Origin of the sequence: Bacteroides difficilis (genome assembly GCF_048319815.1) — a bacterium.
GTDB lineage: Bacteria > Bacteroidota > Bacteroidia > Bacteroidales > Bacteroidaceae > Bacteroides > Bacteroides zhangwenhongii.
Map to the genome: position 1 here is coordinate 1,198,831 of NZ_CP182814.1, position 14,748 is coordinate 1,213,578.

The 14,748-nt window shown below is 43.3% G+C and carries 7 protein-coding genes; all 7 read left to right on the forward strand.

Annotation, left to right across the window (positions count from 1 at the left end):
* Positions 1–211 precede the first annotated feature (211 nt).
* On the forward strand, positions 212–1,861 hold the full coding sequence (locus ACNOGP_RS04460) for a DUF6377 domain-containing protein (protein ID WP_418214175.1): 1,650 nt from the start codon (positions 212–214) through the stop codon (positions 1,859–1,861).
* Between the two features lie 212 nt (positions 1,862–2,073).
* The gene (locus ACNOGP_RS04465) at positions 2,074–5,076 is read left to right on the forward strand and encodes a SusC/RagA family TonB-linked outer membrane protein (protein ID WP_418214176.1); all 3,003 of its coding nucleotides are present in this window, start codon (positions 2,074–2,076) and stop codon (positions 5,074–5,076) included.
* Positions 5,077–5,112: 36 nt separating this feature from the next.
* Positions 5,113–6,597 (forward strand): RagB/SusD family nutrient uptake outer membrane protein, encoded by a 1,485-nt coding sequence (locus tag ACNOGP_RS04470; protein ID WP_007757642.1) that lies wholly within the window; start codon positions 5,113–5,115, stop codon positions 6,595–6,597.
* 18 nt (positions 6,598–6,615) lie between these two features.
* Positions 6,616–8,322: a SusF/SusE family outer membrane protein gene (locus ACNOGP_RS04475; protein ID WP_418214177.1), complete on the forward strand. Its 1,707-nt coding sequence runs from the start codon at positions 6,616–6,618 to the stop codon at positions 8,320–8,322.
* A gap of 20 nt (positions 8,323–8,342) precedes the next feature.
* Positions 8,343–10,106 (forward strand): glycoside hydrolase family 66 protein, encoded by a 1,764-nt coding sequence (locus tag ACNOGP_RS04480; RefSeq protein ID WP_418214178.1) that lies wholly within the window; start codon positions 8,343–8,345, stop codon positions 10,104–10,106.
* A 60-nt stretch (positions 10,107–10,166) separates the two neighbouring features.
* Entirely contained in the window at positions 10,167–12,647 is a 2,481-nt protein-coding gene (locus ACNOGP_RS04485) for a glycoside hydrolase family 31 protein (RefSeq protein WP_418214736.1), read from the forward strand.
* A 51-nt stretch (positions 12,648–12,698) separates the two neighbouring features.
* Positions 12,699–14,726, forward strand: coding sequence for a glycoside hydrolase family 65 protein (locus ACNOGP_RS04490; RefSeq protein ID WP_418214179.1), 2,028 nt, complete (start codon positions 12,699–12,701; stop codon positions 14,724–14,726).
* Positions 14,727–14,748: the final 22 nt, after the last annotated feature.

Genomic DNA, 14,748 nt, shown 5'->3' on the forward strand with positions numbered 1-14,748 from the left:
AGGGAAAGAAAGTTGGAGTGTTGATGCACCAGAGTGATGAATATAAACCTTCGTACTTTTTTATGTCATTAGCCGAATAATGTTTATAATAAATCTGTTTTTGTTCCCTCTTTTTAATAAAGATTGTTCTTCCCGCCTGCAATAATTTTCTCCTGAAAGCCGGAAGTTTCTGAAAGACTTTTATCTTTGCAACTATAATATATACGGCACTATGAAAAAAGTAATTTTGATTCTTCTGGCAATTGTCTTTCCCGGTCTGCTTTGTGCAAAAGATAACAAGAGTACGGATGCGTTACTCCGTGAGATTGACGGTCTCGTCAAAAACCGTCGGACTTATGGAGTGGAAAAGGAAACGCGTATCACCGATCTAAAGAGATTGTTGGCTGAGGCTGCTTCCGACGAACAGCGGTATGGATTCTGCGGACGTCTTTTCGATGAATACCGGGCTTATAACTTGGATTCGTCCTTTGTATATGCTCAGAGGAAAGAGGAATTGGCACACCGCCTGAATAAACAGGATTATCTGGATGATTCCGCTATGAATATGGCGGAAGTGATGGGAACTACCGGAATGTATAAAGAAGCCCTTGAGTTACTGGGGAAAATCGATAAGAAAACACTCCCTGATTATCTTTATGGTTATTATTACCATTTATACCGCACTATTTATGGATTGATGGGTGATTATGCCGTTACGGAAAAAGCAAAGAAAGAGTATTATCGGATGACGGATTTATATCGGGATTCTCTTTTGCAAGTGAATGCTTCCGACTCTCTGGGGCACGCATTGGTTATGGCCGATAAATGTATTGTTCATGCCCGATACGATGAAGCGATTGATATGCTGATGGAATATTACAGAAAGCCTTCTTTAGATGACCATGCACAGGCAATGATTGCCTATACCATTTCCGAAGGTTACCGGTTGAAAGGAGATAAGCAGGGGCAAAAACACTATCTGGCTCTTTCGGCCATTGCCGATTTGAAATCAGCAGTAAAAGAATATGTATCTTTACGTAAACTTGCTTCGCTCGTCTACGAGGAGGGAGATATTGACCGTGCCTATAATTATCTGAAATGCTCTTTAGAAGATGCTACCCTGTGTAATGCCCGTCTTCGTACTTTGGAAATTTCGCAAGTCTTTCCCATTATAGACAAGGCCTACCAATTAAAGACGGAACGTCAGCAACGGGAAATGAAGATCTCGTTGATATGTATCAGTCTGCTTTCCGTTTTCTTGTTGGCTGCCATTTTCTTTGTCTATAAACAGATGAAAAAGGTAGCTGCTGCGCGCCGCGAAGTGGTCGATACCAATACGCTCCTGCAAGAACTGAATGAAGAACTTCACGATTCCAATTCGCAACTGAAAGAAATGAATCATACGCTTTCGGAAGCCAACTATATCAAGGAGGAATATATCGGGAGATACATGGACCAATGCTCCACTTATCTCGATAAGATGGATTTATACCGCCGTTCCCTGAATAAGATTGCTGCTGCCGGAAGGGTGGAAGAACTATATAAGGCTATTAAATCTTCCCAGTTCCTTGATGAAGAACTGAAAGAGTTTTATGCGAACTTCGACGTGACTTTCCTGCAACTCTTCCCCAATTTTGTGGATGAATTTAATGCCTTGCTTACCGAACCGATGCAACCCAAACCGGGAGAACAACTGAACACCGAGCTGCGTATCTTCGCTCTCATCCGTCTGGGAATTACGGACAGCACTAAAATAGCGCAATTCCTTCGTTACTCCGTCACTACCATTTATAATTACCGGACACGTGTCCGTAACAAAGCTTTGGGGGAAAGAGAGGAATTTGAGGCTAAAGTAATGAAAATAGGGAAGGTGGAAGAGTAAGAAAACCACTACTTTTTTAGTTAGTGTGCTATTTTTTAATAATCTGATTATTAGTGATTTATATAGTTGTTTACTATGCAAATCACTATATTTTTGCTATCTGCTTTAAGGAACAGTATAAAATGTAGATACTTTTGTTTCGTAGTCATTTCAGCAATGACACAGAGAGTAAAAATAAAAGTAACCCTAATATTAACTTTAAATTAATGTACATGAAACAGAGTATGAAGTCGAAAGGCTTTGAACGCCGCCTCTTATTAATAATGTGGGGCTTGTTCCTATCTCTTAGTGCATTCGCACAACAGATTTCAATAAAAGGACATGTAGTGGATGCTGCGGGTGAGCCGGTGATCGGTGCCAGTGTAGTAGAAGAAAGTACGACGAACGGTACGATTACCGATATAGACGGTAACTTCTCCCTGAAAGTGTCCCCTAAAAGTATGCTAACCGTTTCTTTTATCGGATATGCCACTCAGACGGTTCCGGTGAATGGCAAAACGTCCCTGACTATTACTTTGAAAGAAGATACCGAAGTGCTCGATGAAGTCGTTGTCATCGGTTACGGTACGATGAAGAAGAGTGACTTGACTGGGGCTATCTCTTCCGTTTCTTCCAAAGATCTGATGAAACAACCCTCTCCTAGTTTGGGAGCTGCTTTACAAGGACGTGCAACCGGGCTTCAGGTAATTTCCAGTGGTGCGCCGGGCGATAATGTGTCAATGAAGATACGTGGTATCGGCTCCATCAACAATAGTGATCCGTTGCTTGTCATCGACGGGGTGCCGACGGATGTTCCTTTGAACATGATTAATATGGATGATGTGGAGACGGTAGACGTGTTGAAAGACGCTTCCGCTACTGCTATTTACGGTTCGCGAGGAGCTTACGGGGTCATTATTATTACCACAAAGAAAGGGAAATCGGACGCCGCCCACTTTAACTTTAAGGCTTCTTACGGTATCGAAAAGGCTATCCGTACACTTGATTTGCTGGATGCTACTCAATTTGCTTCCCTCCATAATGAAATGATGACAGCTAACGGTCAACCGCAGAATCCTCTGTTTGAAGATCCTACTTCATTGGGCAGAGGGACAAACTGGACAGATGAATTGTTTCAGACTGCCGCTACCCAGAACTATTCACTGAACTATTCCGGTGGAAATGATAAAACGACTTATTATGTATCTGCCGCTTATTTCAACCAGGAAGGTATCGTACGTACCACTCAATATGAGCGCTATACGGTGCAATTCAATATGGATACGCAGATGAACAATTGGTTGAAGATGGGAAACAAACTTTCGCTGAATCATGATATTAAAAAGAAGGGCGAGTATAGTATTAAAAATACCATGTTGGCACTGCCTACACAGGCTATCAAGAATGACGATGGTTCTTGGGCAGGTCCTGTAGGGCTTCCGATGTATGTAGGAGATATTGCTAATCCTATCGGCAAGATGATGACCAACTCTACTGCTACTAAAGGTTTCAATATATTGGGTAATATCTACGCCGAAGTAAAACCGTGGGAATGGCTGACTTTCAAAACTATTGTTGGAGTACAGGCACTCTTTTGGGATGATAAAGGCTGGTCGCCCAAGTATGACTGGCAGCCGATTTCCCAACCGGAATCGTATGCTTCCCGGAAGTATAACAAAAGCCTTACTTTATTGTGGGACAATACTCTGACTTTTAATAAGACGTTTGCAGAGAAACATCAACTGACTGTGATGGTAGGTTCTTCTGCACAGAGTAACACGTATGAGTATTTGAGCGGTTCCATTATGGGGTTCATCAGTCCTACTGCGCAGCAATTGGATAATGGTACGCTCGAACCGACTGTGAACGGAAATGGAAGTGACTGGGCATTGCTCTCTTATTTAGGGCGTATCAATTATACATACGATAATAAATACCTGTTGACAGCTACGATCCGGCGTGACGGTTCTTCCCGTTTCAGCAAAAAGAACCGATGGTCTAATTTCCCGTCCGTATCTCTTGCCTGGAGACTTTCTGAGGAACCTTTCTTTAAAAAGAGTTTCTGGTTGAGCGATGTGAAACTCCGTGCGGGATATGGATTGACCGGTAATCAGGCGAGTGTGGGCAATTATGCGTATGCTTCCACCATTCAGACTATTCAGTATAACTTCAATGGTACGCAAGTGAATGCCATTGCCCCGTCGGTAATGCCAAACCCGAATGTTCGCTGGGAAGAGGTGGAGCAATATAATGTCGGTGCCGACCTGACAATGATTGACGGTCGGATCAATCTTAGTCTGGATGCTTATATCAAGAATACGAACGATATGCTGGTAGATATGGTAGTGCCTATCTCTACCGGATATTCGGATATCAATGTTCCTAAGATCAATGCGGGTAAGATGCGGAATAAGGGATTTGAGGTTTCTGTCAGTTCCCGTAATCTGGTGGGTGAATTTTCGTGGAATACGTCTCTCAATGCTTCTTACAACAAGAATGAAATTATCCGCTTGAATGGGGATGTCCCGATGTATTTCGATAATAATATTCATGCAGTCGGTCATCCGGTCAGTTCTTTCTACGGGTATGTGACGAACGGTATTTTCCAGACACAGGAGGAAGTAGACCGCTACGCCATTCAGACGCAAGGCAATGACCCTTACAACCGTACTTCTGCCGGTGATATTAAGTTTAAGGACCTGAATAACGACGGAATCATCAATGATAAAGACCGTACTTATCTCGGCAGTCCCACTCCGACATGGATTTTCTCAATGAACAATTCATTTGTCTGGAAAGGTTTCGATCTGGAAATCTTCCTGCAAGGGGCGGCGGGAAACAAGATATACAACGCAAATCGGGCCTCTTTGGAAGCCATGTCCGTAGCACAGAACCAGATGACGACCGTTCTCGATCGTTGGCGTGGCGAAGGAACAAGCAACAGTATGCCGCGTGCTGTATTCGGTGACCCGAATAAGAACGGGCGTGTTTCAAATCGTTTTATAGAAGACGGTAAATACTTGCGTCTGAAGAATGTGACATTGGGCTACACCTTACCGGCCGCATGGAGCAAGAAGGCGGCGATGTCTTCTGTGCGCTTCTTCGTTTCGGGGCAGAATTTACTGACATTAACCCGTTATACGGGGCTTGATCCGGAAATTTCCGGATCGGGAAATGACAATAACGTGTATCCCGTAGCCCGTAACATCACGTTCGGCGCATCTGTTTCTTTCTAACTACTTTTATATAGAACCTTTAATTGATTGACAAATATGAAAAAGTTCAGATATATACTTCCTTGCTTCCTGTTGGGCTTGACATTGAGCAGCTGTAATGGTTTCCTTGATAAAGAACCGTGGGACTCTATCGATACTTCCAAGAGTTTTCAGGCAGCGGAAGATGCGATAGCTGCCGTAAATGGTGCTTATCAACCGCTTCAATGGCCCAAATTATATAATATGCGTATGTGGACACTGGATATCGTGGCCGGTAACAGTATTGTCGGTGCAGGTGGAGGTACAGATGGCATAGAGACTACCGATATGGCTAACTTCATAACCACCACCGATAATGCCGGTGTGCTTGATGTATGGCGCGGTCCGTCTCCGGGTATTCTCCGTTGCAACTTCGTTATTAAGAACGTTCCGGGTATGAATATTGATCAAAGTTTGAAAAACCGTTGTTTGGGAGAAGCTAAATTCTTGCGTGCCCATTATTATTTTATTCTGGTTCGTCTTTTTGGAGGAGTACCTTTACTGACGGAACCGCAGACTTCGGAAGATGATTTGAAACCTTTCCGTGCTTCGAAAGAAGAGATTTATAAGTTGATAGAAGATGATTTGAAAGAAGCGATCAACTTACTACCGGATAAATCTTCTTATTCGGCTTCCGATTTGGGACGTGCTTCTAAAGGCGCAGCGATGGGGTTGCTAGCCAAAGTGTATCTGACCCAAAGAAAGGAGTATGCGGAGATTGTACGTCTTTGTGAGGAAATACAGAAATTGGGTTATCGTTTGAATGATGATTATAGTGATAACTTTAATCCGAATAAGAAAAACGGACCTGAATCACTGTTTGAGGTACAGTATTATGGTAAGACCAATTATGATTTCTGGAGTAATGAAAACCAATCTTCTTGGTTGAGTGCGTTTACCGGCCCTCGTAATTCGGATATGGTGGCGGGCGGCTACGGATGGAACCAGCCGACTGCCGAGTTTGTCAGCCAGTACGAAGAAGGGGATAATCGTAAAGATAAGACTATTCTTTATTTGGGATGTCCTGATTTTGACGGAAAGCAATATCAGTCTTCTTATTCTACAACGGGATACAATTTGCGTAAGTTTCTGGTTCCGAAATCCATTTCTATGGATTACAATACCAGTCCGGCCAACTTTGTGGTACTCCGTTATGCGGATGTGCTACTGATGAAAGCGGAAGCGTTGAATGAACAAGCTTTGACAACTGATGCGGAAGCCCCTTTGTACGAGGTTAGAAAACGGGCAGGACTGACTAATCGGGCGGATATCGAAGGATTGACACAGGATCAGATGCGGGAGAAAATTATTCAGGAACGTCGTATAGAGTTGGCGTTTGAAGGAGACCGTTGGTTTGATTTGGTTCGCCTGAAAGACAACTATGCTCTGAAATTCCTTCACTCTATCGGAAAAACCAATGCGGCGGAAAAACATTTGTTAATGCCTATACCGTTGAAAGAGATTGAGGCGAATGGAAACTTGAAACAGAATCCGGGATATTAATAGTAAAAAAGAAAGATTATGAAAACAAAGATATATATTGTTCTGACGGCTTTATTGGCAGGCTTTGTATTTAATTCGTGTACCTCTGATGAGATGGAGGCAGATAAAGGAAGTGAGTCTTTGGTATTGTCTGTATCGTCCGAAGTAGTGGAACTGGACCAGTTGATGAGTGATAGGGAAGCTTTTCATTTTGCTTGGACTGCTGGTAGTAACTATGGAACAGATTCCCGTATCAGCTATGTTCTTGAAATGGATTTGAAAGGTAACAATTTCGCAGGAGGACTGAAAAAGGATATGGGTGCAACGGATTCCCGTATTCTGGCATTTAACCATAAAGAGATGAATGACTTGTTGGCAGAAGTGTGGAATAGTTCTTTGGATGAAACATTGGAGTTTGAAGCTCGTGTGACTGCTGCTGTGTTGGGGCATGAAGAGTTTACTCAGGTTTCTCCTGTCGTTACATTCAAACTGACACCTTATATAGAACGTTATCTGAATCTGTGGATGATTGGTGGAGCAACTGTAGGCGGATGGAGTCTGGATAATGCTACTCCGATGGAATCAATTGAGGATGAACCGAACGGATTTGTTTGGGAAGGCGTGCTTCTTTCAGGAGAACTGAAATTCGTCTTACAGAAAACTTCTTTTGTCCCTTCTTTTAATAAGGATGGTGAAGATGAGAATAAACTTGTATATAGGGAAAGTTATGACGAACCGGATGAGACGTTTATGATAAGTGCTCCGGGTAACTATCGGATAAAACTGAATTTGAGTACTTTGGATATTGAAATTACGGATTTGGGCGGAGAGATGGTTTATCCTAATCTTTGGATGATTGGTACAGCTACTTCGGGCGAATGGTCATTGGACGATGCAACGAAGATGACTCCGATAGCTGATGAACGGAATGGCTTTGTTTGGGAAGGAGAACTTAAAACAGGACAACTTAAATTTGTGACCCAACAGAGTAATTTTTATCCTTCGTTTGGTAAAGACGGAAATGCTGAAAATAAATTGATTCTTATAAATGAAGGAGAACATGATGGGGATGAAAATAAGTTCAATATCAAGCGTGGAGCTAATTACCGGATAAAACTAAATCTAAGTACATTGGATATTGAATTTACTAATTTAGACGGTGAAGAACCGGATAATAGCGAGTTCTGGATGATTGGAACTGCAGCGGGAGATACACCGATAGCCATGTCGAAAGATGTTTCAAATCCTGATGTTTTTACTTATAATGGAGAATTGCAGGACGGTACTTTCCGGATTTCGAGAGACAAAGAGGGGATTGAAGCAGTGACGGAAGAGAAACAAACGTATCAGAGTAAATATGCTATAACATTTGATGCCGGTAGCCAGGATTTGGCTATGGAACAAATTGTAGTTTACGAAAAAGTCTGGGCAATGGGACAAGCTATATCTGGTGACTTTGCTTGGGATAAAGTGAAAGAGCTGACTCAAAGCAGTTCTAATAAGAATGAGTTTGTATATGAAGGAGAATTGGGAACGGGACAAATAAAGTTCCCACTCCAATTCGGTGATTATAATGGCTTATTTTTCGTCCCAGAAGTAGATAACAAAGGAGTGTATGATGAATTTATGGATTCATGTTATCTTCGTTCCGAGAAAGGTGATAATAAATGGTATATGAATAATCCCGGAATCTTTAAGATTACCATCAACACCTACAAAAAGGAAATTCATTTTCAAAAGCAATAACGATTAATACAGATTGAATTATGAAATTAACGAAATATATAATGGTTTGTGTTCTGACTTTTTCATTGGCCGGTTGTATTGACGATGAGCCTTCGCACAATCCTATTACTTATGGTGACGGGTATATCACCGTATTGTTGTCTACTGACAAAGCCGCCTATCAGCCGGGAGAACCGGTACAACTTTCTTTGAACAATCTTCCCGAAGGGCAGGTGACCATTCGCTATAAGCATCTCAATAAGGTGCTTTCCGAAACTCCCCTCACCGGAAAGTCATGGAGTTGGAATCCGCTGGCAGATGACTTTAAAGGTTATATGGTCGACTTATATACAGTAGAGAATGGTGAAGAGGTCATTTTGAGCAGTGTTGCCGTTGATGTGTCTTCCGACCCTGCACGTTTTCCGCGCAACGGATTTCTCTCCGAATATGGCAAAATGAGCGAAAAGGAGATTAACAAGGTAATGGATAACCTGAATCGTCATCATATCAACTATGTGCAGTATCAGGACTGGCATTACAAACACCATAAGCCATTAGCAGGTTCGCCTTCTGCTCCGATGGATGTATGGAAAGATATTATCAACCGTGATTGTTACCGTTCTACCGTACAGGGATATATTGATGCCAGTCATAAACGGGGTATGAAATCTCTTTTCTACAATCTTGCTTATGGAGCTTTGAGCGATGCGGCCGATGATGGCGTGAAAGAAACTTGGTATCTGTTTAAGGACAAGAAGCACGGAAACAAGGATTATCATCCGCTAGGTTCTCCTTTCAAAAGTAATATCTATCTGACGAATCCGGCATTGCAGGAATGGAGAGACTATATGGCTCAGCAGAATAACGACGTATATGAAGTTTTTGATTTTGACGGCTATCAGATTGACCAGTTAGGTGGTCGGGGAGAATTATATGATTATAATGGAAACTCTGTTGATCTCGCAGCTACTTTCCCGGTATTTATAAAGGCGATGAAAGAGGCTCAACCGGAAAAGTCGTTGGTGATGAATGCTGTGGGACAATATGGTCAAGAAAACTTGATTGCGAACTCTCCGGTAGATTTCCTTTATACTGAAGTGTGGGAAAAGCCGACCGATAACGGCTTTAGCGTCCTTTCAAATATTATCACAAACAATGACCGATGGTCGAACGGAAAGAAAACTGTATTGGCTGCTTATATGAATTATAAGCTTGGCGGTGAAGGGCGTGGCTATTTCAATACCCCTGGTGTATTAATGGCAAATGCCGCTATCCATGCATGGGGTGGTGCGCATCTGGAATTAGGAGAACATATGTTGACTACCGAGTATTTCCCTAACAGCAACTTGGCAATGAAAGGGGAACTGAAGAAAGCAATGGTGACTTATTATGATTTTATCACCGGGTATGAGAATCTCTTACGTGATGGTGGAAAGTTTTATGGAGTTACAGCTTCTTCTATAGATGGGAAGATGACCGTCAATCAATGGCCCCCTGTCCGTAATCAGATTGCCACTATCGGGAAACGCTTTGATTGTAGGGACGTGATTCACTTCCTTAATTATGCCAATGCTGTACATTTGGATTGGTGTGATTCTAATGGAACGCAGGCCGAGCCCTCTTTGATCGAGTCGGCTCAAACAAAGGTAAGCGTAAAGGGGACGGTAAAAACAGTTTGGGCAGCCTCTCCGGATGCACGTTTCGGAGTCTCTCAAGAGCTTGATTTCGTTCAGGAAGGAAATGAGATAAAGGTAATACTTCCGTCATTGAAATATTGGACAATGTTGGTAATAGAGTATGAATGAGGCTGATAGATACGGAATAAATAAGAGGATAGTGCGAATATGAATAGAATAATAGGATGGATGATAGCTTGTTTGTTACCTATCTCTGTGCTTTGTGCTACAGATAACGCAAAGGTATGCACTTCTTTTACACAACAAGGGCGTCAGGTGACTTTTCACCTGACGGACAGTGCTGCGTTGCAGTTACAGCTTTGTAGCCCTTCGGTAGTCAAAGTTTGGTTTTCGCCCGATGGACAGCTGCAACGGAAGAATGCCTCTTTTGCAGTGATTAATGAAGAGTTGGAAGATGTAGGAACCGTCCATGTGGACGAACAGGCAGCCTGTTATGAGATCTTTACTCCGAAATTGCGTATTCGGGTAAATAAGTCTCCGTTGAGTCTTCAGATATTTGATAAGTATCAGAAACTCCTGTTTAGTGATTATGCCGACAAGGGGCATGTGAGTGAAGGAACAAAGAAGACGGAATATAAAGTGCTCCGTCGTGACGAACATTTTTTCGGACTGGGAGAAAAGACAGGAAAGATGGACCGTCGTGGCGAATCTTATAAGATGTGGAATAGTGACAAACCCTGTTACAGTATAGTGGAAGATCCGCTCTATAAGAGTATTCCTTTCTTTATGAGCAGTTATCGGTATGGTATTTTTCTTGATAATACGTACAAAACGGAATTCAAGTTCGGTACGGAAAGTCGCGACTATTACAGCTTTGAAGCTCCGAACGGTGAAATGATCTACTATTTTATCTTCGGCAAGGACTATAAGGAAATTATCGGCCAATACGTCGGACTGACGGGAAAATCTATTATGCCGCCGAAATGGGCGCTGGGTTTTGCTCAATGCCGTGGTCTGCTGACAAGCGAAAAGCTAAGTCGCGAAATAGCCGAGGGTTACCGGAAACGTGGAATTCCTTGTGATATTATCTATCAGGATATCGGCTGGACGGAATATCTGCAGGATTTCGAATGGCGCAAAGGAAACTATGAGAATCCGAAGAAGATGCTTTCGGATTTGAAAGGGATGGGTTTTAAGGTAGTAGTATCTCAAGATCCGGTAATTGCACAAGCCAACAAAAAGCAATGGGAAGAAGCAGATCGTTTGGGTTATTTTGTAAAGGACAGTACGAACGGTAAAAGCTACGATATGCCCTGGCCTTGGGGTGGTAACTGTGGAGTGGTGGATTTCACTTTGCCTGCCGTAGCCGACTGGTGGGGAACCTATCAGCAGAAACCGATTGACGACGGTATCTCCGGCTTCTGGACGGACATGGGCGAACCTGCCTGGAGTAACGAAGAGCAGACGGAACGTCTCGTCATGAAACACTATCTGGGTATGCACGATGAAATCCATAATGTCTATGGATTGACTTGGGATAAAGTGGTGAAAGAACAATTTGAAAAGAGGAATCCGGACCGTCGTGTGTTCCAAATGACTCGTGCTGCTTATGCAGGGCTGCAACGCTATACGTTCGGTTGGACAGGTGATAGCGGGAACGGAGATGATGTGTTGCAAGGCTGGGGACAGTTAGCCAATCAGATTCCCGTAATGCTTTCCGCCGGTTTAGGACTGATACCGTTTTCTTCCTGTGACATTACCGGTTACTGTGGAGATATTGAAGATTATCCGGCTATGGCCGAACTCTATACCCGTTGGATACAGTTCGGGGCATTCAATCCTTTGAGCCGTATTCACCACGAGGGAGATAATCCGGTGGAACCGTGGCTTTTCGGTCCCGAAGCAGAAAAGAACGCAAAGGCAGCTATCGAGCTGAAATATCGTTTATTGCCCTATATCTATACTTATGCTCGCGAAGCTTATGATACAGGATTGCCTATCATGCGCCCTCTGTTTCTCGAATACCCAATGGATATGGAAACATTTTCTACGGATGCCCAATTTATGTTCGGCCGTGAATTACTGGTAGCCCCTGTGGTGAAGAAAGGCGCTCGTACCAAAAATGTCTATCTGCCCGAAGGTACATGGATTGACTATAATAACAAGAAGACGGTTTACACCGGAGAGCAATGGACTACGGTTGACGCTCCCTTGTCTTCCGTTCCTATGTTTGTGAAGCAAGGTTCTATCATCCCCACCATGCCGGTGATGAATTACACCCATGAGAAACCGGTATATCCACTAACTTTTGAAGTTTTCCCTGCACAGGAGGGTGCACAGGCTACCTTTACTCTCTATGAAGATGAAGGAGAAGACTTAGGATATCAGCGCGATGAATTTGTCAAAACACCGATTGTTTGTAATACTTTGGCAAATGGATATGAACTGATAGTTTCTGCCCGTGAAGGAAAAGGTTACACTGTCCCCAGTCCGAGAAATCTATTATTCCGTATTTATTCTGCGAAAGCTCCGACAGAGGTAACTGCCAAAGGAAAGAAAATAAAGAAAGTTAAGACGGAACGCTTGGAAGATAATTTAGAGAATGACACGGAATCTGTATTATGGAATTGGGATAAAGAAACCGGTGTATGTAGTGTGCGAATGCCTGATAAGGGTATTGATGAGCAGATTATGATTATTTTCAAATAGTTATTCTTATCTTTACCCCGTATTTAATGTGGTAAATCAACATAGAAAAACATGAGAAAACTAAATTTACTGATTCTGGTATTGATAAGCTCTTTTACGGCCATGCGTGCCGTTACTTCCGAGAAAGACTTGTGGCAACTCCATACTTCAGATATTCATGCTGATTACGTAGGAGCTCCTATGGCTAATGGTGGCATTGGCCTTCTCCCCTGGAAAGAGCCTTTTTCCATTCAACATGTTATTCTCAATCATGTATTCGATACAGACGGTCCTAAAGGCGTGAGCCGGGTACTGAAAGGAATCAATCCTTTTCTGTTGACATTGGAGCTGGACGGAAAGAAGATTGATGCAAATGGTCTGTCTGACTGGAAGCAAACGATTGATATGAAAGAAGCTACCCACAATACTTCTTTTCTGGCAGATAAAAAAGCGAAAGTCACCTATAGTATCTGTGCCTTGCGTAATATGCCTTATGCAGGATTGATCCGCGTGGAGGTAAAAGCCCTCTCATCACTGACTATGAAAGTCATGAACCGGATGGATGTTCCCGATGAATATGTCAATCCCGAATCCCGTTTTCGCACTCTATTTGAATCGAACCTCCGTATGGATGTGTTTCAAACCAGTGCCCTTTCCAGACACCGGCAAGTAGAAGTCGCTGCTTCTTCCGCTTTCTTATTTCAAGACCGTAAGAATTTTGCTCCGACATACGATGAAACTTCCAAGCAATTATCTTTTACCGTATCTCTGAAAAAAGGAGAAACCTATTCTTTTGCATTGGCAGGTGCCATCTGTTCCAAGCGTGACTTCGTAGATCCTTACAATGAGTCTGAACGTCAAATCACTTACGCTATCCACGAGGGTGCCGACCGTCTGATGGCTTTCCATTGCCGACTATGGAATGAACTCTGGCAAGGTGATATTCGTATTGAGGGTGATGATGATGCTCAACGTGCAGTGCGTTTCGCCCTGTTCAACCTCTATTCTTTCGGAAGGGAGGGTACCGGATTGAGCATTTCTCCCATGGGGTTATCTTCACAGGGGTACAACGGGCATATCTTTTGGGATACGGAACTTTGGATGTATCCTCCTATATTATTGCTCAATCAAGGCATTGCCGAATCTATGGTGAACTACCGTACCAACCGTCTTGCAGCTGCTTGCAAACGTGCTATCACTCATGGTTACCGGGGTGCCATGTTTCCTTGGGAAAGTGACGATGCTGGTGAAGAATCTACTCCGACTTTTGCCTTGACCGGACCTCTCGAACATCACATTACAGCAGATATTGCTATTGCCTGTTGGAACTATTATTGTGTCACTCATGACCTGCATTGGCTGCGTTCTCACGGTTATCCACTGATGAAAGCAGTTGCCGATTTTTGGGTAAGTCGTGCCGAACGGAATGAGGATGGTTCTTATTCCATTCGCAGCGTGGTGGGAGCCGATGAGTACGCTATTGGGGTCGATGATAATGCTTTCACCAATGGTGCTGCCATTCGTGCTTTGGAATATGCTTGTAAGGCAGCTGAGACTTGTGGATACCTGATACCCGACCAATGGAGAGAAGTCGGGAAGAATATCCGTATTCTTTCTTTTGCCAACGGAGTGACACGTGAACATGCCACTTATAACGGAGAGATGATAAAACAATCCGATGCTAACCTGTTAGCCTATCCGCTGGGAATCATCACAGACCCGAAAATCTGGGAAAAGGATATGGAATATTATACCGACCGGATTGATCCGAAAGATGGTCCTGCCATGTCCTACTCCGTATTTTGTGTGCAATATGCCCGAATGGGAGATGCGAAGAAGGCTTATGAGATGTTTCGTCGTTGCTATGAGCCCAACTTACGCGCACCTTTCGGTGTGATAGCCGAAACAGCAACCAGCAATAACCCCTATTTTGCTACCGGTGCAGGCGGGCTGCTTCAAGCGGTAATCAATGGATTCTGCGGCTTACAGATTACGGATGAGGGTATTGTACAGGTTTCTTCCGTATTGCCCAAACATTGGAAAAAGGTGACAGTGACGGGAGTAGGACCGGAGAAAAAAACGTTTGAGAGGGGCGGGTAAAACACTTCTACCATTCACGATT

Coding starts and splice junctions, on each gene's coding strand:
- ACNOGP_RS04460 (WP_418214175.1), top strand. CDS start 212: ATGAAAAAAGTAATTTTGATTCTTCTGGCAATTGTCTTTCCCGGTCTG.
- ACNOGP_RS04465 (WP_418214176.1), top strand. CDS start 2,074: ATGAAACAGAGTATGAAGTCGAAAGGCTTTGAACGCCGCCTCTTATTA.
- ACNOGP_RS04470 (WP_007757642.1), top strand. CDS start 5,113: ATGAAAAAGTTCAGATATATACTTCCTTGCTTCCTGTTGGGCTTGACA.
- ACNOGP_RS04475 (WP_418214177.1), top strand. CDS start 6,616: ATGAAAACAAAGATATATATTGTTCTGACGGCTTTATTGGCAGGCTTT.
- ACNOGP_RS04480 (WP_418214178.1), top strand. CDS start 8,343: ATGAAATTAACGAAATATATAATGGTTTGTGTTCTGACTTTTTCATTG.
- ACNOGP_RS04485 (WP_418214736.1), top strand. CDS start 10,167: ATGATAGCTTGTTTGTTACCTATCTCTGTGCTTTGTGCTACAGATAAC.
- ACNOGP_RS04490 (WP_418214179.1), top strand. CDS start 12,699: ATGAGAAAACTAAATTTACTGATTCTGGTATTGATAAGCTCTTTTACG.